Below are 20,279 nucleotides of genomic sequence, written 5' to 3'. Positions count from 1 at the left end.
AAGAGAAATAGAACTACCTTTTTTACCATATCTTAAACTTGCTCATATCGGAATGCCATCTACATACTTTTACATTTCTTGGATTAATCTATTGTAAGATTCCATGGTGTCCACATCAATTTCTTTTCCGTTTCCTGGAATAAGTCTTCCTACAGACAAATGGTTTTGAATGATCTTTTTGGCCCCGAAATCCTTGCTTAAGCTTTGAAGTTCTAGAAAGAGCGAATGGTCAAAAATTGCAGGAACCCCATGTCTTTGGTTTCCGTAATGGGTTGCTACGAGGTTTACACTTTCATTTTCCAAATATGTTTCTTTTAGCTTAGCGAAATGCATGGCATCCATTAACGGTTGGTCTGGAACCAAAATCAGCATAGCGTCAGGAACCTTTTCATTTTTAAGCATCTCACTTACTCCATATGCTATTGAAGTGCCCATTCCACTTTCCCAATTGGGATTTATATGACTAACCGCCTGTTTCGGTAACAAAGGTAGGATTTCGTTAGCATAAGCCCCTAGGACAACATGGACAGCATTGACCAATGGACGGACTTGATGTATTGTATTCCCTAAAAGCGTAGTGTCACCCCAAGGCAGTATTTGCTTAATCTTATTGGGCATTCTTTTAGAGGCACCTGCCGCCAGGATTAATGCACTAATAACTTTTGCCATAAATCAACTGTGGATTTTACCCAACTTTTCTTTGAGAAGCATTGGCTCTGTCTGTCTAACTCGAGCTAAAATTTCAGAAATAATGGAAATCGATATTTCTTGAGGTGTTTCAGCGCCAATATCAATACCCGCTGGTCCATGAATTGAATCCAGAAAATCCTCTGCAATGTCTGGGTGTCTTTCCAACAATTCATCAAAAAGCTTTTCCCGTCTACGCATAGGCCCCAAGAGCCCTAAATAGGCACAGTTCTTATCCTTAAGCGCCAAAAGGTAGCCCAAGTCTTTCACAAAACTATGGGTCATCAAAACCACGGCGGTTTCTTCATCCAATGGTATTTCTAGATTTTCCGGTTCCTGCTGAAGAAAGGTATGAACCCCTGGAAAATGATTTGCCGTTTTTTCTTCACGGGGATTGGATACTATGGTTACTTCCCATCCCATGAGACTTGCAAGTTGACATAATTGCACAGCATCGTGCTCGGCTCCGATTATGATGAGTTGGAAGCATGGAGAAAGCTTTTGTTCAAAGACTTCCATATCCGATTTCACCAAAGTAGAGTTCAATGCTAGTTCATTCCCTTCAAACAAAAAAGAAGAACCATAACCCCTATTTTCGGAATGGTCTTTTTGAAAAAAGGATTTAATTAAGAAAGGCTTTCTATACTTCATCGTTTCCCAAAACACTTCCAAAAATTGAGCATTAGGTTGAAATGGTTCCAGTAAAATGTATAAAATACCTTCGCAGCCCAATCGATACCTTCCATCGTAGACCATTACTTTTGGGATACCCTTTTGAAAAACAGATTCAGCTTGTCGTAACACCTCTTTTTCCACACATCCCCCACTTACCGCTCCAATCATTTTCCCATTTTCCAACAATAACATCCGAACTCCCGGGCGACGGTATGAGGAACCATCCAAAGCTACAACAGTTGCCAAAACGGATTGAATCCCCTCAGCTTTTGCTGCTTTATACCCAATTAGTATGCTTTTAAGTTCGTGTGTCATATTATATTAGGCTTCTTGTTGGAATAAATGGGACCTTAGCTCCCTTCTTCACTACATCTTTAGGTGAGAGTTGAACAAAACCATCGATGTTGGTAAGCCCAATTACATCCCCAGAACCTGTAGTTTTTACCTCTTGAGCCACAAGTGTACCATTTACGAAAGCTACTTTAACACCTTTAAAAAAAGTAAGGTCCGTTGAGTTTTCCATAGATTCCTTTAAAAGTACTGTAAATACTGGGTTCTTTGCTCCTAAAGTTTTGTTAAGCCAAGGTTTAAAATAGACATGATAGTTCACGAAAGTGGATACGGGATTACCGGGGAAAGCAAAAATGAACGTCTTATGGATATGGTGTATTCCAAACCAAAAAGGCTTTCCGGGGCGTTGCAAAACCCTATGGAATTCTTTTTCAACTCCCAATTTGTCCAAAATCTCAGGTAGGTAATCATATTTTCCTTTGGAAACTCCTCCACTTAAAATGAGTACATCTTTCTTCTCAATTTGCTCCGCAAGTTTCTTTTCAAGGATTTCTTTGTCATCCACCAGATGAAAAACATCTGCTGTTATTCCTTCTTTTTCTAATAAGGCTTGTAAGGAGTAACTGTTCGACTTCCGTATTTGAAAAGGCAAAGGCTCTTTGTCTACATCGACAAGTTCATCGCCTGTGGAAACCACAGCGACTTTGGGATTGACTTTTACCAAAACTTCGTGTTTTCCTACAGATGCCAATACCCCAATTTCGGAGGCGGTGATTTTTATGCCAGGATTTAGGAGTGTGGTACCCTTTTCAAAATCGCTTGCTTGGTAGTGGATGTTTTGTCCTGGTTTCACCTTCTCTAGTAATTGGAAAGTATCCCCTACTCTTTCCAAATCTTCATACATGATGACAGTATCCGCATTTTTAGGAACCATGGCACCCGTCATGATTTCAATACAAGCCATATGATTTTCCAAATTCAATTGAGGTGCGCCTGCTTGAGCAATACCTGCAATCTTGAACTTTGTCATTCCTTCGTTTAGCGCCGTGGAACTAACTGCAATTCCATCTCTGGTCGACCTATTAAAGGGTGGAAAATCCCTATCGGCAAGAACCGATTCTGCCAAAACACGACTGTAAGCATCGGAGAAAGGAACTGTCTCAGTACCAAACTCCTGTTTATCTTTTAGAACAAATTCCAAGGCCGAATCAAAAGAAATCATAATGTTAGATGTTGGTTAAAAGGGATAAGCTGATTATTGTGTAAGAATTGAAAGCTGATTCATGCCACCCAAGATATTACAAAAAGTCAATTCTGGATGTTCTTTTTGAAGCTGCTCTATGGCGAGTTCGCTTCTTTTCCCCGATTGACAAATTACATAAATGGGTGCTTTGGACTCTATAAGATTAAGGGGCAAATCCAATTCTTGCAAGGGAACATTTATAGCTTCTGCTAGGTGATTATGTTCAAACTCTTTTGATGTTCTAACATCTAAAACTATCTGACTCCTATTTAATCGTTTTTGAGAAAATTCTTGGGCCGATATAGAATTTATAATACTGCAATCCGAAGACTCATAGCTCTCTCTAAGTTCCTTTATTGCCAGATTCTCAGGATGAGTTTTGAATGCTATCTTTAGATAGTTTTGATGTAACCCATCAAACACCAATAATTTGCCCGAAAGCACATTTCCTATTCCCGTGACCACTTTTATTACTTCCAATGCCTGTAGGTTTCCAATGATACCAGGGATTACACCCAAAACTCCATTTTCATCACAATTGGGAATCTCTTCCGCTGTCGGCATCTCTGGGTAGAGACAACGGTAAGTTGGCCCACCTTGATAATTAAAAACGCTAACATGGCCTTCAAACTCGTGAAGTGCTCCATAAACAAAGGGCTTGTTTAAGATAACGCAAGCATCGTTTATCAAATATCTAGTGGGAAAATTGTCCGTGGCATCAAGAACAAGGTCGTATTGCCTGATAATTTCCAAGGCATTGTTCCTAGTTAAAAACGTATCATGCAGAATGAAATTCGTCTCCGAATTCTGTGATTGCAGTTTGTTACGCGTAGCGTTCAATTTTGATTTTCCTACGTCCTTTTCGCTATAAAGTATCTGACGCTGTAAATTATGATAATCTACAATATCTTGGTCTACCAATCCCAGGGTTCCTACACCCATGGCATTTAAATATTGTAGCGCTGGTAGTCCCAAACCTCCTAATCCGACTACCAAAACCCTAGCTTCGGACAATTTTTGCTGTCCTGCCTGTCCGAAATCGGATAAACTGGTTTGTCGGGTATACCTATCCATCTTGCAATGCGTTCAAATGGGATTTAACTTGTTCAAAATCTGCTTGAGAGTTGGCGTTGAAAAGAACATCATCTGTACTTGGATATACTTTATCAATTTCTGAGTTTCGTAAAAACTCGGTGGGACCTGAATTCTTTGATACTTCCAGAAACTCCTTTGCCTTTTCCAGTCCTTTTGGTTCCCAAATTGTAACTAAAGGTTCTGGGATATCTGTCTTTTTTGTGGCCATGGCAGTAGCACTTTTTAGAGAGTTTCTTTTAGCTATCAGAGTTTTAAGAGATTCTTTATCCATAAATGGTAAATCGCAGGCCAATACCAGCCAAGCAACCTTAGGATAGGCTGCATGGGCACTCAAGATGCCATTAAACGGGCCTTTATACCTATTTTCGTCGATGATGATTTTGAATTTATCCTCATTCAATGAAACCTGGTCTTGTCTGATGCTTAAATAAGAAGCTTCGCAAACCTGCTCCAATAAATTATACATGCGAGCTTGTTGTTCACTTCCGTGATATTTGAGAAGACGTTTTTCCGAACCCATGCGAATGCTTCTCCCACCGCCCAAAACCAATCCATAAAGCTTGGGTGTATTACTCATAGGTTTCTGGATTTGAATCAACCTCCAATGGAAGTCATGGAGTTATCAAAAATGGTTTTAACGTGTTCATCTTGTGCTTCGAACCCCGTTTTTGCTCTGGAACCTATAGTATTCAAAATCACGGAGTTCATTTCGTCATCCTTTTCGTTTGCCCTTACAATATCCCTCAGATTTGCTTTAGGTTTACCATATAGACAGGTAATGACATCTCCAGTCGCGGTAACGCGTAGTCGGTTACAGGTGCCGCAAAAGGTTCTGCTAAAGGAAGGAATAATTCCGAAAGTACTTTGGTGCCCTTTGATTTGGTAATTGATTGAGGTTGATGTGGCAGGTGAAACTAATTTTTCAAACTCATATTTGGTAGCAATATGGTCCAAAATGGCTTTATAATTCCATTTTATGGTTGAAAAATTCTTGGAACCTCCGTTAAAAGGCATTTCTTCCAGAAATCGAACAGAAACCTTATAGTGTTTCATCACGTCTAGAATGGGAAGAATATCCTGCTCGTTTTGGCCATCCAAAACAATAAAATTGATACGGACATTAAAACCTTCGGTAATTAATCGAATAAGATTATTGTGAACCGTATCGAATTGTTTTCTTCGCGTAATACGCTCAAAAGTCTCCCTGTTGATTGAATCGAGGCTCACATTGATGTTGCGAATTCCCAATTCCTTCAATTCATCAATATAAGGGCCAATTAGTGTAGCATTTGTCGTTACAGAAATGTCGTTCAGAACTTCCATTTTGGATAAACTGCGTAACAAAACCATCAAATCCTTACGTACAAAAGGTTCACCTCCTGTTATCCTTATTTTATCAATTCCCAGATTCACAAGGGCTTTACTAACCCTTTCTAATTCAGGAATACTTAACAACCTATCGTTTTTGACAAAGTTTATACCTTCTGCTGGCATGCAATAATTGCAACGCAGGTTACAACGGTCGGTGACCGCCAAACGCAGGTAATTTACTTTTCTTCCGTGATTATCGATTAACGCCATAATACAATCCGCTTGAAAGATACAAAACCAACTTATTATCCTCCACTAACTGGTGGAATTAAGGCAATTTCATCATAAGAATTGATTCTTTGCTCATCGTCTGCATATGCGTTGTTCACTGCTACTGCCAATGAGGATAACTTGTTCAATTCTGGATAGGCATCTCCTAAAAACCGTTTTAACTCCTTTACTGTATTAGGGATTTTTTTTCCCGTAACGGAAGTGGTGGGGACCGATAAGGTGGGACTTCCTACAATATCTTTGGTCACCCCAAATAAAAGTATCGTCATAATATCAACCAATAATCTCCTTCTCTGGAACTTTTAACAATTCTGGTGTTTTGGTAAATGGTTGGATATAAAGTCTATTTCCGGTAGCTGCTTTTAGGGCATTGGCTACGGCTCCCCCTGCTGGAGGCAGCGTGGGTTCTCCTAAACCAGTTGGTGAATGTTCGTTTTCCATTAAATAGGTTTCCACTACCGGCGCTTCTTTCATTCGAATCATGCGATATCGGTCAAAATTGTTGGCCGTGGGTTTTCCATCAACAAAGGCCAATTCTCCAAACATAGAGTGTCCTACCCCATCAATTACCCCGCCTTCAATCTGATTCATAGCTCCTAGTGGATTAACAACAATACCACAATCCACAACGCAAGTAATTTTCTTGACTACGGGATTTCCATTTTCAATCTCCACATCTGCAACTTCTGCAACATGGGTATTATGGCAGTAGTAGTTTACAAATCCTTGGTATACGTTGCTGGGTTTTGTACCCCATCCTGATTTCTCAACAGCCATTTTGATGACCTCTTTCATTCGGTCTGGAGAATATTGGATTCGCTCGTCATCTTCTGGCTTCACCTTATCCAATAAATCCAAACGAAACTGAATTTTATCCACCTCCATCATTTCGGCTAACTCGTCAAAGAAACTTTGTTCTGCAAAAGCCAAAAAGTTGGTATATGGAGCACGCCATGCACCAGTAGTAATGTTGCTTTTATAATTGGCTACATCAACTTGATAATTTTCTATCGCTCCCGCAGGGAAGAAGTTGGGAATAAGCCCATACATATTATCGTTTACCGCTGCTTCTTTCAAATGGTAGGCGGTTACTTTCCCATCTTTAATTCCTGCTTTTATCCTATACTTAATTGCCATTCGGTAGATTCCATCTTCCATGTCATCTTCTCGAGTATAAACCACTTTGACGGGCTTGTTTATAGTTTGGGATATTTCTGCAGCTTCGATTACAAAATCACCATAAAGTCTTCTGCCAAAACCACCGCCCATACGAGTCATTTCCAAGAGAATGTCCTTTTCATCCCTGCCCAACATTTTGGCTACCAAACCGGCCTTCCACGCTGGAGTCTGAATCGGTCCTACCAAATGAACTTTTTCAGGAGTTACATTCGCATAGAAATTCATGGGTTCCATGCAGTTGTGTGGAAGGAAAGGTGATTCATACGTACGCTCCAAAACTTGGTCCGCTTCCGCAAAAGCCTTTTTTATATTTCCATCTGAACGCATGGTGTTGAATTTATTGCCATCCAATAAATCCGTTAGAATCTTGTTATGTTGCTCTGTACTTTCCATAGGAGTTTCTTCTTCCCAAGTAGCTTTAATGGCATCTTTTGCTTTGAAAGCTTGCCAAGTGGTTTTCGCTATTACCACCACCTTGTCACTAGAAGATATTTTGCTCGAAAAACTAGGGTCTTCAGCCAACAAGCTGCGTACTTTTTCACCTATGGTAACAATATCAATTACCCCAGGCATGTTTCTGGCCTCTGTATCATCAAAAGAAACCAGCTTATGTCCAAAACTCGGAGGCCTTACCACAGCGGCATATACCATACCATCCGCTTTGTAATCCAATCCAAATAAGGGTTGTCCGGTGGCTATTTTATGAATATCAACATTACCTGCATTTTTACCCATGATTTTATAATCCTTGGGCTTCTTTAATTCTACTTCTTCGGGAACTTCCAATTGAGCAGCTTCATTTACAACGTCTCCATATCCCAAAGTTTCTCCTGCGGCGTTGGTAATTACGCCATCGCTTACCGAACATTCGGAAGGGTCTACGCCCCATCTTGCCGCTGCTGCACTTACCAACATATGTCTGGCCTTTGCACCGGTCTGTCTAAGGGCATCCCAACCTTGGCGAATGGATTGGCTCCCCCCAGCCACCTGCCGTGTGTAGTTTTCAGTATCCAGTATTCCTTGTTCAACATATACATCTTTCCAAGCCACATCCAGCTCTTCTGCAATAATCATTGGCATGGAGGTTTTGACACCCTGACCAATTTCAGGATTTGGCGAAAATATGGTCACGGCACCATTGTCCGCAATTTTTATAAAAGCGTTGAAATCATTATAATCCAGGCTGGCAAGGTCGATGGCTGGTTCAGCTATTACTTTTGGTTTGCAGGAATTAAGGAGATTAAAACCTATAATCATTCCTCCTCCTGCCAATGAAGAATTCCTAAGGAATGCTCTTCTGCTTAGAGCGTTTGTTTTATTTGATGACATTTTTTCGTTTTAGAAGTGAATGGGAATTGTTATCCCATGTTCTCGGCAGCTTTCATCACTGCAGTTTTGATTCGAGTATAGGATGCACAGCGACAAATATTTCCGTGCATGGCATTTTTAACCTCCTCCTCAGTAGGATTCGGATTGCTTTCCAAAAAGGCTGACGCGGTCATAATCTGTCCAGCCTGACAGTAACCGCACTGAGGTACATCAACTTCTTTCCAAGCTTCTTGTACAGGATGGGAACCGTCCTCTGATAGACCCTCTATGGTTGTAATTGATTTTCCGTCTACTTGGGAAAGCGTTAAAGAGCAACTTCGCATAGCTGTTCCATCTACATGGATGGTACAAGCACCGCACTGCCCTATTCCACAACCATACTTTGTTCCCACAAGCTCCAAATGGTCACGTAATACCCATAATACGGGAGTGTCTTCAGAAACATCAACAGTTTTTGAAGTTCCGTTTACTTTTAATTGATACGTTGGCATAGTTTTTTGAATTGAGTGTTTTCAAAAGAATTGTCCTTGAAGTTACCAAAAATTGGATGGATAGCTTTTTTTTTAACAAGAGCTCCTCTATTTTAACTTTTCTTTAATTCAATATTAAAAATCACACACACTTTACCTAGGAATTTGACGTTGAGCAAGTAGAACAAAGCTTAAAAGAAAATGAAAAACCTCATTACCTCGCTATTCCTTGTAGTTTCGTTACTCTTGTTTATTTCTTGCGGCAACGCCGATGACGACGTCAATTTTGACATCAATCAAAGAGAATTGGGTCAAGGAGAAAATCCAGATGATTGTTTGGGTTTTGAAGAAAACGAACTTTTGTTGTCCATACAAAATCAAGCAACATCGCTTCCTGGAAAAGTGTCCATACTTTTTAAGGTTTCCGATACTAATGGAAATCCTATTTCCGGACTTACAGCAGACCAATTTACCATTTACGAACAGGGAAGAAACGACGATTGCTTCAATACCATATCCGCTTCGGAATCTTTAGCCAGAATTTCGCCTAATTCGCAAGTATTCAATAATAGTACTCTTTTAGTCCTTGATTTGAGCAATAGTGTTTTGCAGGGAAGTCTAGAAGAGCTTAAAACTGCGGCAAGTAGCTTCGTGGAAAATGTAATCCCTTCCCCAGAAACAGAGTCATTTCAAATGGCCATCTATTGGTTTGACGGCGAAGATGAATTACACTTGCTCAATCCGTTGACTTCTTCAACTGAAGAGCTTACCGCCTCAATCAATGGAATAACTGAGGATATAAGCAGTGATCCTTCAACGGATTTGTATGGTGCGGTAATCAAGTCCACTGATATTGCAGAAGATTTAGTGGAACAAAACAATGAAAGTTCCATTGTTCGCGCGGCTTCCGTGGTTTTGTTTACGGACGGTACCGACCAAGCATCACGCTTTAGGGAACAAGATGCTCTGCGTGCAGTGAATGAAGCCAATCCAAATATTTCCTTTTTCACCATCGGTTTAGGTGCTGAGATTGATGTTGATGTCTTGAGTGACATCGGTAAAACCGCCAGTGTCTTTGCTGGAAACAAAGAAGAGCTTGAAGCTACATTCAATCAAATATCACAACGCGTATCTGAACAAGCAAACAGCTTTTATCTGTTTGAATATTGCACCCCAAAACGAGATGGCAGTGGAGAGAACAATCTGGTCATTCAACTAACCGAGGGTGGTCTTCAAGGAGCTGTACAAACCAAATTTAGGGCTGATGGCTTTATAGGCGGTTGTGAATAGATAAAATCCTCTAACATTCATGAAGTAGGGTTTCTGGCTCGAAAGTTGTTTTATATGTAAACGACAAACCTCTTACATCCTAAACTACAATACGGAAGTTTAACTCAAAAAAAAAGCCATGGATGTAATTAAAGAAATAATTGAAGGAAGTGCCGCAGGTGCTTTGGACAAAGGATTAAAAGCGTTGGTGCTTTCCATTTTTGCCTCAATCGTTTGTACCCTTTTTGGAATGTTGGTCGTTTTGCTTCGTTATGGAAGTGAAATGAATATCCAATTTGGATACTAACGATAAATCAAGGCATTACCAAATTTTTGGTCTTCTAGCGGTTTGGACAAATCCAAAATGAATCCATTGATTACTGCATGTGTGATTTCACCTTCTTTTTCTAGAAAAAAGGTAGGATTAATCCCTGGAAGAATTCTAAATTCTGGTAAACTAAAGTTTTCAGAGACCATATGAATTGGAAAGTTCAAAAAAGGCACAGGAGGCAAAAACTCAGACTTCATGAAAGCATAACCGGATTTCCACGGATTAGTTTTATCTGTCCAAATTCCAGCTGAATTGGTTTTCAAAGTTTCTTGAGAAACTTTTGGTGCAACGATGCTATATCCGGAAGCATCAAGAGTTTCGTACCCATAATAGGTTGATAAATCTCCTTGATCCACAATGGTACTTTTATAATAAAAGTCTTCATGGCCCTCAATGTCCACTTCTCTGCGATAAATACCTAAATCTAAAATATAATCTTTACCTAAAAGGTTGTATGTCACATTTTCAATCTTAAGGTCGAAAAGCTTCCTGTCGTTTCTTGGTATTTTCTCGTAATCTGCAATAGAAATGTCTTTATAACTACCTTGAGCAATGGTATAAATCGCTGATAGAATTGAAACATAGTTTAGCTTTCGAATCTCTTGCTTCTCCACGTCATTGGTATAGCCCCCGGATTCAATCAAAATCAAACTCGTTCCCCATTTGGAGATGTTGTCACCAAAAGCCCGTGGTTCAAACTCATCACTATATCTACCCACTTGACCTGGTGCATATTTTTGAATAATATCGTTCATGAACACAATGACTTTCATCGCATTTGCCCGAGTTTCGTTAATATCTTTTTCGTAATTGTAGGCGGTAGCCAAATAAGAAATAGTAGCTGGCTTGTCCGTTAATTTGGCATTATAATAGGTGCTTTGGTCGTGTAGGTTAAAACCAAAATCAGCATCCAAACTGTCACGAATTCTTTTCAAAACACGACTTTCAGGAGATTGTAATCGCAGTGCATCTCGATTAATGTCTACGCCCAAAGCATTTCTTCGCTGGTATACCTCTGCCCCATCAGGATTGAGCATAGGCAAAAAATGAAGTTTGGTTTTGGCCAAAATTTCCTCTTTTTCCTTTTTAAACTCAGGTGCATCCAAAAAATTTAATATGTCAAAAATTGCTTGTGTGGCAGTAGGCTCGTCCCCATGCATTTGAGACCACAGAAATATGTCTTCTTCACCAGAACCAACGCTGATTAAATGCAAATCCCTTCCTTGAATAGACTCTCCCACCTTTCGTACTTTAAATTTAGAATTGTCCGCGAATCGTTGAATCAAAGGTTGAATTTGTCTATGTTTTATTCGCCTTTTAGTTAGAGAAGGTTCTTTGTAGTTGGAATACGTATCATAAAGTCTGGAGGTAATATTATCCTGAGCGTTTGAGATAGAAAAGAAAAACAAGAATGCGATGAATATTACAAAAGGCTTCATTAATTATTTTGTTGGAAGGGGTTTAAAATTAAATGCCTTGGTAGCGTTTCGTACTTTTTGCATAAAATCAGGACCAGGGTCTGTCTTTGTTGTTCGGTAGCCATCATCTACCTCCAACCAAAGGGGGTGATTTTCAAAATCCGTATACTCATGATGACCAATTACATATTCAATATCATATTTAGTGGCCAGATAATTCACCAACCAGATGTTCGCTTTTAATTGCTTTCGAGTTAAAGGGGTTTCTTCCGTTCCACCCACATTTTCAACTCCAATGGCACAATGATTTAGTCCAATAACGTGCCTTGCCATGGTTGTTTCCGGCATAAGCCTGTAGATTGTGCCATTTTGGTCAACCAAAAAATGAGATGATACATTAAGTCCGCTAACACTTTCAATATCTGGCCTCCAATTGGGCAAAGTCGGGTTTACAAATGCATTGAATGACCTATCTAATGTGGGAATAGCGGTCCAGTGCAGTACTATCATCTTAGGCACTATTGTGGGAGTCTCTTGGCTGAGATTATAACGTTGTTCCAAATATTCCTTGGTAAGTTGTATGCGCTGGTCATTAAAAATAATAGGTTTATCCACTATTTCTTTTTTAACGGCACATCCGCTCAGCAAGGAAATCAAAAAGAGAACATAAAAACAACGCCGCATATTCTACCGGTTTAGTGTTGAAATGGTATCCAAAGGTATTGCAAAACAAATGTCGATTTTTTGTTTTCCCCATTCTCTTGCCTTTTTCACATCTACCCCCATATAAATATCAATTCTGTTTCGCCATCTACGATTCATTTTGTCCTTGACATAAAAGGTATCTGGTAAAGTTCCAATTTTCACCATGGTATTGTGACCTAATCCCATTTTTATCAAATCACGAGATACAGCAATGCTTTTCATACCGGGTTTCAAGGTATCCCCCCATGCTGCTATATTTGGATTTTCTGCTTTGGTCTGCCAAGATACTGAGTTGTATGCAGAAGCAGTGACTTCCAAAGAACGCCATTCAAACTTTGGGGTTTCAACCTTCACTTTTTCTTGACACGAAACTATAAAAGGCAATATGAGCAGCAGCTTTTTCAAATCAGATTAAATGTACTACAATTTGAATCATTTAGGCAAGGGGACATAGCTTGAATCATTTTCCATCATTGGGAAAGACCTATCTTTCCATGCATTTTTTGCATTTTCGATTTTTTCTTTGCGGCTTGAAACAAAGTTCCAATAAATATGTCTCTCCTCAGAAAATGCTTCACCTCCAAAAAGTAAAAGGTGGGATTTTGGTTGTAAAATGACTTTGCAGGTATCTTCAACTTTTGAAACTAAAATATTCCCTTTTCCCAAGTCTTGTCCGCAGGCAGTAATACCACCTTCCACAATACATATTCCAATTTCACCTTTTAAATCATCTTGAACATCAAGAATATATTCATCTTGATTTTTTATCTCAATCATAAAAAGTGGTGAATATACAGGAACCGGGGATTTTTTCCCGTAGCCCTCACCAGCCACTAAAGTAAATTGCGCACTATCATCTTGCCACTTAGGGAGGTCCTTAGCGGGAGTATGATGAAATTCCGGCTCAATATCCTCAAGTTCTTTTGGTAGCGCAATCCAAATTTGATATCCATGGGCCGTAAAGACTTTTCCGTTTCGCATGTCTACTGGAGTGCGTTCAGTATGACTTACTCCTTTCCCTGCGGTCATCCAGTTCACTGAACCAGGACTAATTCGTTGTTTGGTCCCTATACTATCCTCGTGCATAATCTCACCTTCAAGCATATAGGTCAACGTTGACAATCCAATATGGGGGTGTTGGTCCACATCCATGTATTTTTTTGGACCCAACTGGGTAGGTCCCATATGATCAATGAAGATAAAAGGACCTATCATACGCTTTTTACGAAAGGGAATTAAACGGCCTACTAAAAAGTCGCCAATATCCCGACTCCTCTCTTCAATGATCATTCCTAGGTTGGACATGCAGTAAATTTTTATATTTAGTTTCTGAAAGTTACAACAAATCTTAATCCATGAAATACGTAAAAAGAATACTCCTTGTGCTATTGGTTGTCATCGCTATAGTTGTTTATCTAAATTACTCCAAGCTTAACATCATCAGTGGCTATGCTTCAAAATACATGGCTTCCGCAACCTACCTGGCAGAACGGGATTCTTCCTCCATTGTAAATAATGACTTAAAAATGCCTTTGGTGGAATTGGCCGAAGTCTCTCTAGATTCAAAAAATGCTACTGCTACTGCTTCTGTTTATGGATTGATGAATCGCAAAGCTATTGACCGTAAGGGTTTAGGAAGTGTTCTAGTTGATTCTGATTTTGATGAAGATAAAAACTATTTACAACCCAAACGTAATTTTAACCAAATTGAAAAACCATATCCTTATGGACATTTAGATGCGAAGGACACACTACTTCCAGAAGTGGATTACGACCAGTTGAATAAGGCCATTGCATTGGCTTTTTCAAATCCGGAAGTACAAAAGACCCGTACCGTTGCGGTTTTATACAAGGGATACCTTTTAGGTGAACACTATAGCGAAGGATTTACCAAAGACACTAAGATATTGGGCTGGTCCATGACAAAGAGTCTACTGGCCACTTGCTATGGAATTTTGGAACATCAAGGAAAACTGGAAATGGATTGGCCAGCCCCAATTCCCGAATGGAAAGATGACGAAAGGAGGACAATTACATTGAATCATTTGTTGCGTATGCAAAGTGGGTTGGAATGGGAAGAGGATTATTCCAAAATTTCAGATGTGACACGAATGCTGTTTTTGGAAGATGATATGACCATCGCACAAAAGGAAAAAGAATTGATAGCTCAACCCACAGAAGTCTGGAATTACTCTTCGGGCACTACAAATTTACTTTCTGGCATTTTACGGCAACAGTTTCGAAGTCATCAAGAGTATTTGGATTTCCCTTACAAGAATTTGATTGATAAGATAGGTATGCATTCCATGATTTTGGAAGCTGATGTAAAAGGCAATTATGTGGGTTCGTCCTATGCTTGGGCCACTACAAGGGATTGGGCCCGTTTTGGACAATTGTACTTGGATAAAGGGGTTTGGAACGGAGAACAGGTTTTTGATTCTTCATGGGTGGATTATATCACTAAGGTGACACAAGACTCAGATGGTACCTATGGTGCTCATTTTTGGCTAAACTCCGAAGGCATATATCCTGATGTTCCCAGAGATCTGTTCTCATGTAACGGATTTCAAGGTCAGCATGTATTTATAATCCCCTCGAAAGATTTGGTAGTTGTACGTACCGGTTTGGCAGAAAGACCCGATTTTGACGTTAATGGTTTTCTCTCTGAAGTGATAAAATCCCTTAAATAAATAGGCTAAATGTCTTAAAATAGCCCGAAAACCACATAGAAAGGCCACTTCACAACATAATTTTCCTACACTTGAGGTCTCACACTACATTTACAATGTAAAAAATAAGCAAGTAAATTTTTTCATTTTCATATAGTGTTCTCGTAAAAGAGTCTTGACCCAAGTGGCAAGGCTCTTTTTGATTTTGGACCATACTGTAACAAATTTTCATAAAGTGCATCATTAAATTAAACCGGCCTTTATGAAAATCAAACTTTTATTACTTTTTATAGCCTTAGGCTCCCAGGGCCTATATTGTCAGGAAACAATTGACAAACGCGAAACTGTGTTTGACTCTGTTGTTTTTCTATCGGATACCATCTATGATTCTATACCCTATCTAACGCGACTTTGTGATGAGTTACCTCTAAAAAAACAAAAGATTAAGGTTAATGGATGTGAGCTTTATGTGGAAACCGAAGGCGAAGGCATACCCATAGTCCTCATTAATGGAGGCCCTGGGGGTACCCATCACTATTTCCATCCTTGGTTTTCCTCTCTGAAAGAAAGCCATCACATTATTTATTATGACCAACGCGGTACTGGGCAATCTGACTTTATTTCTGGTGATACTGGATATTCTTTTAATCAAGCTATGGAAGACCTGGAAGGTCTTAGAAAAACGCTGGATATTTCACAGTGGATAGTTTGTGGATATTCCTACGGCGGGCTTTTAGCCCAATACTACACAGCATCATATCCTGAGCAAGTTTCAGGTTTGGTATTGGTAAGTGCATTACCAGGTTTTAAGAGTGAGAAATTCAAAAGCTTACAGCAAAAATATATAACTCAGGTTGAAAGGGATAAATTAAAGGCCATTACTGAAAGGGCTATTGAAAATAAGAAAAATGGGAATTTAAACTTTTCAGCCTTTTTGTATAACATGGCCCTAAATGGTGATTGGAAACGTCAAAGCTTTTACAAACCCAGCAAAGAACAGATGATTCGAAGCGCCCTTTATGAATGGGTCAATGATAAAAAATTCAACAAAGTCATGAGTGCTAGCTCCAAACGTTACAACTTTAAAGGGTTGTTTAAAAATTGTCCTATTCCTGTGCTGGTGATGGAAGGCAGGCATGATCTTACCTGGGGAAGTAAAAAAGCTGCTATTTTCAAAGATGAGTTTCCTAACGCGGAATATGTTTTTTTTGAAGGTTCCGGTCACAGTATCTTCAAGGATGAGCCTGAACAATTCATGAAGGTAGTAGCGGAGTTCTCAAGTGGTCTGCCTACTGTTGACAAATCAAACGTGGTGGCATGGAAAAAAGAAGCTACATCCTATCTAATCCCAATAGAATAGCACATACTTTCGTGAAATACATATTGCATTGAGTAGACCCTAGTGCTTTTTAAACTAAGGAATCCATTGATTCTTTTTGAAGTTGGGTTTCCGCTTTTCCAAAAATGCATCCCTGCCCTCTTTGGCCTCATCGGTCATGTATGCCAAGCGAGTAGCCTCTCCGGCAAATACCTGCTGACCTACCATGCCATCATCCGTAAGGTTCATGGCAAACTTGAGCATTTTTATAGATGTAGGTGATTTTTCCAAAACTTCTTGTGCCCATTGGTATGCGGTTGCTTCCAACTCTTCATGTGGAATAACAGCATTCACCATTCCCATTTCATATGCTTCTTGAGCTGAATAGTTTCTCCCTAAAAAGAAGATTTCACGTGCTTTCTTTTGTCCTACCATTTTTGCCAAATACGCAGATCCATAGCCTCCATCAAAACTGGTAACGTCTGCGTCTGTTTGTTTAAAAATGGCATGTTCTTTACTGGCCAAGGTCATATCGCAAACCACGTGCAAACTATGTCCACCGCCCACGGCCCAACCAGGCACTACGGCTATGACCACCTTGGGCATAAAGCGTATGAGACGTTGCACCTCTAAAATATTAAGGCGATGGTATCCATCATCCCCGACATAGCCTTGGTGCCCCCTTGCCTTTTGGTCTCCCCCACTGCAAAACGCCCATTTCCCGTCTTTGGTTGAAGGTCCTTCTGCAGATAGAAGTACAACTCCAATCGAAGTATCCTCCTGAGCATCGTAAAAGGCTTTGTATAATTCACTTGTGGTTTTGGGACGGAATGCATTCCTCACATTGGGCCTATTAAACGCTATTCGTGCCACACCTTCACTTTTTTTATAGGTAATGTCTTCAAATTCGATGGCAGTTTGCCAATTGGGTGATTTCATAAAAATTTAATTGCTAATACAAAGTAACAGAAAATGTTCTTGCCTTGAACAGCAAAATAGAACTTGTTGAAACACATGGAACATCCTAAATTGGTAACTTGAAACCCACTTTAATAATTTGATTTCAAGTGGTAACAGCTGAAAGGCTAAACGTATTATCACCGATTTCAGTTTCTGTTTTTTTCTTCAATCCATTTACCCATAAACTTTGTAGCGGCCATACTTTGATGTTGTAGTAAAGCACCTAAAAAATTTTGATTGCGATGCTGAACCAAGTTTTGAGATAAATAGTCAAGGGTTTTATGTAGCCCATTTTGGTGCTTAACTTTCGAAAACTGTTCGGTGATGGATTCCAAGCCCCGTTTTTGGGCTTCACTCCACAATCCTCCTTTGGAATATAATTGTATCGCAGCATTTACAAATGCCGTCGGGTCACTATTCTCAATAGATTGGATGGATATTAAATTTAAAGACATCCCCTCTTCCCCCACCTTGGTAGTAACAACAGGGGTCCCATTTTTTAGAGCATCCGTAATCTTTCCTTTGATTCCTGCTCCAAAACGTAAAGGCGCCAATACGATGCGCGCCTTTTGAATTTCCAAATCTAATTTTTCTATCCAACCCAAAACATGAAACCCATCCTTTGGAGCATGCATTTGTTTAATCTGTTGTGGTAAGTAAGCTCCAAATATTTTTAAGTTGGCATCAGGGAGTTCTTGTCGTATTCTTGGCCAAAGGTCTTTTTTTAAATAGATGAAAGAATCGACGTTTGGGGCATGTTTTCCATTACCGTAGGTGACAAAATCCTTTCGTTCTTCAAAAGGTGGCCAATTAGCTTGGGTGGTTTTAGTTACTTCTTCCATCATAAAGGGAAGGTGCATCAACAAGTTTTCAGGAATCTGAAGTTCTTCTTGAAGTATACTCATTTCAAATCTGGAAACCATTAAACTCAAATCGCTTCGATAGATACTGGCGATTTCTCTTTTGGTCGTATCCAATTGTTTCCATGTTCCCACAGTGAATTCCTCCCCTTTTTTATGACATCCTTCACGAGTTTTTCTAAGGGAGTGTAAATCTTCAGTGTTCAAAATTCGAATAGCGTTTGGTACATGTTGGGCAACACGCCAACCGAATTGCTCTTCGACCATGAATCGGTCGAAAATCACATACTTGGGGTCTAGCTCCTTAATGAAATCATCAAAACTGAAATGGTTGAGCTGAATGGAAGCAGTTTCAACTCCCAATTTCTCTAAATCCAACGAATATTCTGTTTTAGAGGCTGTGGAAACAAAGGTAACTCCCCATCCAAAGTGTGAAAAAGCTTCTATTAGTTGCAGCATTCGATGCCCCGCAGCCGTAGTAGGTGGCTCAGGCCAATGATGCCCAATAATAAGTACCTTGCTCATCAAATTACATCATGGCCGCAAACTTCTTGGAGATATTGGAGCGCAATTTACGTTCATAATCTTCCTCTAACCATTCTTTGTAGTTTTTGGTATTGTTCATAATGCAATAGGAATATTGTCTTACCCTATACTGAATCTCTTCCTTGAGTTCTTTGGCCAAGATTCGGGCATCAAAAACGTCCTCGCTGTTTTCCACACAGATTTGCGCGTGTTGTTCAATGCTTCTTTCCAATACCAATTTAGACTTCAACCCTTCGGCAAATACCTTTTTATACTCGGCCTTTATATCAAAATGGATATTTTCTGATTTACTGAACTTGGCTTTCAATTCATCTGGCATCTCGTAAACAAACTCACGTTCAATATCTTCATCATTTTTGATGTTCTCCAGATAAAAATCTGGAAAATGAAAGATTTCCTGCCAATCCACGGGAGAATCCCATGGGCCGAACCGGGCAATATTATTACCCAAGTCAATAACATTGAACTCACTTTTATTGGGAAGAACCCGTGATCCTCTACCAATCATTTGGAAGTATAAGGTCAAAGACCTGGTAGCCCGGTTTAAGATTATGGACTCCACTGTAGGTTCATCAAAACCTGTAGTAAGAATACTCACTGATGTCAAAATAGCATCCGGAGTTTTAGAAAACCATTCCAATATTTCGGCTCTTTCCGTGGCCGTGTTCTTGTTATCCAGGTGCCTTACATTGTACCCAGCTTTCTTAAAGGTTTCATAGACATATAGCGATGTGCTGATACCATTGTTAAAAATCAGGGTTTTGGTCCCTTTGGCCAATTCTTCATAAGATGCAACTAATTTGCCAAGCATACTCTGGTTGCTATAAAACTCATCAGAAGACTTCACGGTGTAATCTCCGTTTATTCCAATCTTTAAAGTCTTAAGGCTAACATCATAATTGTGCAACTTGGCCTTTGCCAAAAACTGTTTTTTGATTAGGGATTGAATGGACTCTCCTACAATCAAATGTTTGTAATGGTCCTTCATGGGAAGCTTGATGTTCGAACTCAAGGGAGTAGCCGTAACCCCAAGTATGGTAGCATCTTCAAAATATTTGAACAGTTTTCTAAAGGAGTTATAATGCGCTTCATCAATAATCACCAATCCAATATTATTGATTTGTACTTTTTCTTCCTGCAAACGGTTGTTCAAAGTTTCCACCATGGCCACGAAGCACATATAATCATCTTGGTCATAAAGTTCCTTAACCTCACTGTTGATGATGGTATTGGTAACCCCAAAACCATTCAACATATTCGAAGTCTGTCGGCTCAGCTCAATTCTATGGGTAAGAACAATAACTTTCTTCCCCGTTTTCTGAATATATTGTCTAGCGATTTCGGAGAATACAACGGTTTTGCCTCCTCCTGTGGGCAACTGATACAAAATGTTGGTTCCAGCTGGAAGCTCATGTATTTGATTGAAGATTTTTTTCAAATCTTCATGTTGGTAATCGTAAAGTGTTTTCGTGTTTTTGACCTTTTGTATTTCCAAAAAAAAGGGTGTTAAGTTTTAATCTGCATCAAACCTTACAAAATTAGTTGTTTTTTACACCTGTTTTCAGGTTTAACATTGCTTTAATATCAATAGACTATTAACAATGTTTTTGCTGATTAAATGATTGCGAAAAT

Annotated in this window: 20 protein-coding genes; 4 read left to right on the top strand and 16 right to left on the bottom strand. The window is 39.5% G+C overall.

What is annotated here, in order from left to right; translation table 11 throughout:
* Positions 1 to 69: 69 nt before the first annotated feature.
* Genes ACOKFD_RS02955 through ACOKFD_RS02915 form a run of 9 tightly spaced genes read right to left on the bottom strand, consistent with a single transcriptional unit; the run spans position 70 to position 8,592 of the window.
* A complete protein-coding gene (locus ACOKFD_RS02955; RefSeq protein WP_422859887.1) occupies positions 70 to 669 on the bottom strand; it encodes a nucleotidyltransferase family protein in 600 nt (199 codons plus the stop codon).
* Positions 670 to 672: 3 nt separating this feature from the next.
* Positions 673 to 1,677 carry an XdhC family protein gene (locus ACOKFD_RS02950; RefSeq protein ID WP_422859886.1) on the bottom strand — a complete coding sequence of 335 codons (1,005 nt, stop codon included), beginning with the start codon at positions 1,675 to 1,677 and terminating at the stop codon, positions 673 to 675.
* 1 nt (position 1,678) lies between these two features.
* On the bottom strand, positions 1,679 to 2,875 hold the full coding sequence (locus ACOKFD_RS02945; RefSeq protein ID WP_422859885.1) for a molybdopterin molybdotransferase MoeA: 1,197 nt from the start codon (positions 2,873 to 2,875) through the stop codon (positions 1,679 to 1,681).
* 33 nt (positions 2,876 to 2,908) lie between these two features.
* Complete coding sequence (locus ACOKFD_RS02940) at positions 2,909 to 3,970, bottom strand: ThiF family adenylyltransferase (protein WP_422859884.1); 1,062 nt, start codon at positions 3,968 to 3,970, stop codon at positions 2,909 to 2,911.
* Entirely contained in the window at positions 3,963 to 4,568 is a 606-nt protein-coding gene (locus tag ACOKFD_RS02935) for an NTP transferase domain-containing protein (RefSeq protein ID WP_422859883.1), read from the bottom strand. The genes ACOKFD_RS02940 and ACOKFD_RS02935 overlap by 8 nt, the downstream gene beginning before the upstream one ends.
* 17 nt (positions 4,569 to 4,585) lie before the next feature.
* Complete coding sequence (gene moaA, locus ACOKFD_RS02930; protein WP_422859882.1) at positions 4,586 to 5,572, bottom strand: GTP 3',8-cyclase MoaA; 987 nt, start codon at positions 5,570 to 5,572, stop codon at positions 4,586 to 4,588.
* Positions 5,573 to 5,607: 35 nt separating this feature from the next.
* Positions 5,608 to 5,862 (bottom strand): MoaD/ThiS family protein, encoded by a 255-nt coding sequence (locus tag ACOKFD_RS02925; RefSeq protein WP_422859881.1) that lies wholly within the window; start codon positions 5,860 to 5,862, stop codon positions 5,608 to 5,610.
* A gap of 4 nt (positions 5,863 to 5,866) precedes the next feature.
* Positions 5,867 to 8,101 (bottom strand): molybdopterin cofactor-binding domain-containing protein, encoded by a 2,235-nt coding sequence (locus ACOKFD_RS02920; protein ID WP_422859880.1) that lies wholly within the window; start codon positions 8,099 to 8,101, stop codon positions 5,867 to 5,869.
* A 29-nt stretch (positions 8,102 to 8,130) separates the two neighbouring features.
* Positions 8,131 to 8,592 carry a (2Fe-2S)-binding protein gene (locus ACOKFD_RS02915; RefSeq protein WP_422859879.1) on the bottom strand — a complete coding sequence of 154 codons (462 nt, stop codon included), beginning with the start codon at positions 8,590 to 8,592 and terminating at the stop codon, positions 8,131 to 8,133.
* 180 nt (positions 8,593 to 8,772) lie between these two features.
* On the opposite strand from ACOKFD_RS02915, the gene ACOKFD_RS02910 reads away from it, so the two are divergent.
* Both ACOKFD_RS02910 and ACOKFD_RS02905 read left to right on the top strand, forming a co-directional pair.
* Complete coding sequence (locus tag ACOKFD_RS02910) at positions 8,773 to 9,861, top strand: vWA domain-containing protein (RefSeq protein WP_422859878.1); 1,089 nt, start codon at positions 8,773 to 8,775, stop codon at positions 9,859 to 9,861.
* A 118-nt stretch (positions 9,862 to 9,979) separates the two neighbouring features.
* Positions 9,980 to 10,147 carry a hypothetical protein gene (locus ACOKFD_RS02905; RefSeq protein ID WP_298998765.1) on the top strand — a complete coding sequence of 56 codons (168 nt, stop codon included), beginning with the start codon at positions 9,980 to 9,982 and terminating at the stop codon, positions 10,145 to 10,147.
* Here the strand turns inward: ACOKFD_RS02905 and ACOKFD_RS02900 are convergent.
* The 4 genes from ACOKFD_RS02900 to ACOKFD_RS02885 all read right to left on the bottom strand — a co-directional run bounded on the left by ACOKFD_RS02900 (position 10,144) and on the right by ACOKFD_RS02885 (position 13,599).
* Positions 10,144 to 11,610, bottom strand: a complete 1,467-nt coding sequence (locus tag ACOKFD_RS02900) for a M14 family zinc carboxypeptidase (RefSeq protein ID WP_422859877.1) — start codon at positions 11,608 to 11,610, stop codon at positions 10,144 to 10,146. The genes ACOKFD_RS02905 and ACOKFD_RS02900 overlap by 4 nt on opposite strands.
* 3 nt (positions 11,611 to 11,613) lie before the next feature.
* On the bottom strand, positions 11,614 to 12,273 hold the full coding sequence (locus tag ACOKFD_RS02895) for a peptidoglycan recognition protein family protein (RefSeq protein ID WP_422859876.1): 660 nt from the start codon (positions 12,271 to 12,273) through the stop codon (positions 11,614 to 11,616).
* A gap of 3 nt (positions 12,274 to 12,276) precedes the next feature.
* The gene (locus ACOKFD_RS02890) at positions 12,277 to 12,648 is read right to left on the bottom strand and encodes a 3D domain-containing protein (RefSeq protein ID WP_422859875.1); all 372 of its coding nucleotides are present in this window, start codon (positions 12,646 to 12,648) and stop codon (positions 12,277 to 12,279) included.
* Positions 12,649 to 12,726: 78 nt separating this feature from the next.
* Positions 12,727 to 13,599 (bottom strand): pirin family protein, encoded by an 873-nt coding sequence (locus tag ACOKFD_RS02885; RefSeq protein WP_422859874.1) that lies wholly within the window; start codon positions 13,597 to 13,599, stop codon positions 12,727 to 12,729.
* Between the two features lie 50 nt (positions 13,600 to 13,649).
* Here ACOKFD_RS02885 and ACOKFD_RS02880 point away from each other — a divergent pair, with 50 nt between their 5' ends.
* Together ACOKFD_RS02880 and ACOKFD_RS02875 are read left to right on the top strand one after the other, a co-directional pair.
* Positions 13,650 to 14,984 carry a serine hydrolase domain-containing protein gene (locus tag ACOKFD_RS02880; protein ID WP_422859873.1) on the top strand — a complete coding sequence of 445 codons (1,335 nt, stop codon included), beginning with the start codon at positions 13,650 to 13,652 and terminating at the stop codon, positions 14,982 to 14,984.
* 241 nt (positions 14,985 to 15,225) lie between these two features.
* Positions 15,226 to 16,323, top strand: a complete 1,098-nt coding sequence (locus ACOKFD_RS02875; protein ID WP_422859872.1) for an alpha/beta fold hydrolase — start codon at positions 15,226 to 15,228, stop codon at positions 16,321 to 16,323.
* A gap of 54 nt (positions 16,324 to 16,377) precedes the next feature.
* Here ACOKFD_RS02875 and ACOKFD_RS02870 read toward each other — a convergent pair whose 3' ends face one another.
* The 3 genes from ACOKFD_RS02870 to ACOKFD_RS02860 form a co-directional block, all read right to left on the bottom strand.
* A complete protein-coding gene (locus ACOKFD_RS02870; RefSeq protein ID WP_298998758.1) occupies positions 16,378 to 17,220 on the bottom strand; it encodes a 1,4-dihydroxy-2-naphthoyl-CoA synthase in 843 nt (280 codons plus the stop codon).
* A 167-nt stretch (positions 17,221 to 17,387) separates the two neighbouring features.
* Complete coding sequence (locus ACOKFD_RS02865; protein ID WP_422859871.1) at positions 17,388 to 18,626, bottom strand: glycosyltransferase; 1,239 nt, start codon at positions 18,624 to 18,626, stop codon at positions 17,388 to 17,390.
* Positions 18,627 to 18,630: 4 nt separating this feature from the next.
* Positions 18,631 to 20,142 (bottom strand): DEAD/DEAH box helicase, encoded by a 1,512-nt coding sequence (locus tag ACOKFD_RS02860; RefSeq protein ID WP_422859870.1) that lies wholly within the window; start codon positions 20,140 to 20,142, stop codon positions 18,631 to 18,633.
* Positions 20,143 to 20,279: the final 137 nt, after the last annotated feature.

It is taken from the genome of Flagellimonas ulvae (assembly GCF_049333175.1).
In the GTDB taxonomy this organism is placed as follows: Bacteria; Bacteroidota; Bacteroidia; order Flavobacteriales; family Flavobacteriaceae; genus Flagellimonas.
Note: the sequence above shows the minus strand (reverse complement) of the source record. Positions and strands in the feature narration are given on the sequence as shown.

Excerpts from the sequence above, each read along its gene's own strand:
- ACOKFD_RS02895 (WP_422859876.1), bottom strand. The coding sequence starts at position 12,273 with ATGCGGCGTTGTTTTTATGTTCTCTTTTTGATTTCCTTGCTGAGCGGA.
- ACOKFD_RS02885 (WP_422859874.1), bottom strand. The coding sequence starts at position 13,599 with ATGTCCAACCTAGGAATGATCATTGAAGAGAGGAGTCGGGATATTGGC.
- ACOKFD_RS02955 (WP_422859887.1), bottom strand. The coding sequence starts at position 669 with ATGGCAAAAGTTATTAGTGCATTAATCCTGGCGGCAGGTGCCTCTAAA.
- ACOKFD_RS02935 (WP_422859883.1), bottom strand. The coding sequence starts at position 4,568 with ATGAGTAATACACCCAAGCTTTATGGATTGGTTTTGGGCGGTGGGAGA.
- ACOKFD_RS02905 (WP_298998765.1), top strand. The coding sequence starts at position 9,980 with ATGGATGTAATTAAAGAAATAATTGAAGGAAGTGCCGCAGGTGCTTTG.
- ACOKFD_RS02910 (WP_422859878.1), top strand. The coding sequence starts at position 8,773 with ATGAAAAACCTCATTACCTCGCTATTCCTTGTAGTTTCGTTACTCTTG.
- moaA (WP_422859882.1), bottom strand. The coding sequence starts at position 5,572 with ATGGCGTTAATCGATAATCACGGAAGAAAAGTAAATTACCTGCGTTTG.
- ACOKFD_RS02915 (WP_422859879.1), bottom strand. The coding sequence starts at position 8,592 with ATGCCAACGTATCAATTAAAAGTAAACGGAACTTCAAAAACTGTTGAT.
- ACOKFD_RS02870 (WP_298998758.1), bottom strand. The coding sequence starts at position 17,220 with ATGAAATCACCCAATTGGCAAACTGCCATCGAATTTGAAGACATTACC.
- ACOKFD_RS02945 (WP_422859885.1), bottom strand. The coding sequence starts at position 2,875 with ATGATTTCTTTTGATTCGGCCTTGGAATTTGTTCTAAAAGATAAACAG.
- ACOKFD_RS02900 (WP_422859877.1), bottom strand. The coding sequence starts at position 11,610 with ATGAAGCCTTTTGTAATATTCATCGCATTCTTGTTTTTCTTTTCTATC.
- ACOKFD_RS02940 (WP_422859884.1), bottom strand. The coding sequence starts at position 3,970 with ATGGATAGGTATACCCGACAAACCAGTTTATCCGATTTCGGACAGGCA.
- ACOKFD_RS02925 (WP_422859881.1), bottom strand. The coding sequence starts at position 5,862 with ATGACGATACTTTTATTTGGGGTGACCAAAGATATTGTAGGAAGTCCC.
- ACOKFD_RS02880 (WP_422859873.1), top strand. The coding sequence starts at position 13,650 with ATGAAATACGTAAAAAGAATACTCCTTGTGCTATTGGTTGTCATCGCT.
- ACOKFD_RS02920 (WP_422859880.1), bottom strand. The coding sequence starts at position 8,101 with ATGTCATCAAATAAAACAAACGCTCTAAGCAGAAGAGCATTCCTTAGG.
- ACOKFD_RS02950 (WP_422859886.1), bottom strand. The coding sequence starts at position 1,677 with ATGACACACGAACTTAAAAGCATACTAATTGGGTATAAAGCAGCAAAA.
- ACOKFD_RS02875 (WP_422859872.1), top strand. The coding sequence starts at position 15,226 with ATGAAAATCAAACTTTTATTACTTTTTATAGCCTTAGGCTCCCAGGGC.
- ACOKFD_RS02865 (WP_422859871.1), bottom strand. The coding sequence starts at position 18,626 with ATGAGCAAGGTACTTATTATTGGGCATCATTGGCCTGAGCCACCTACT.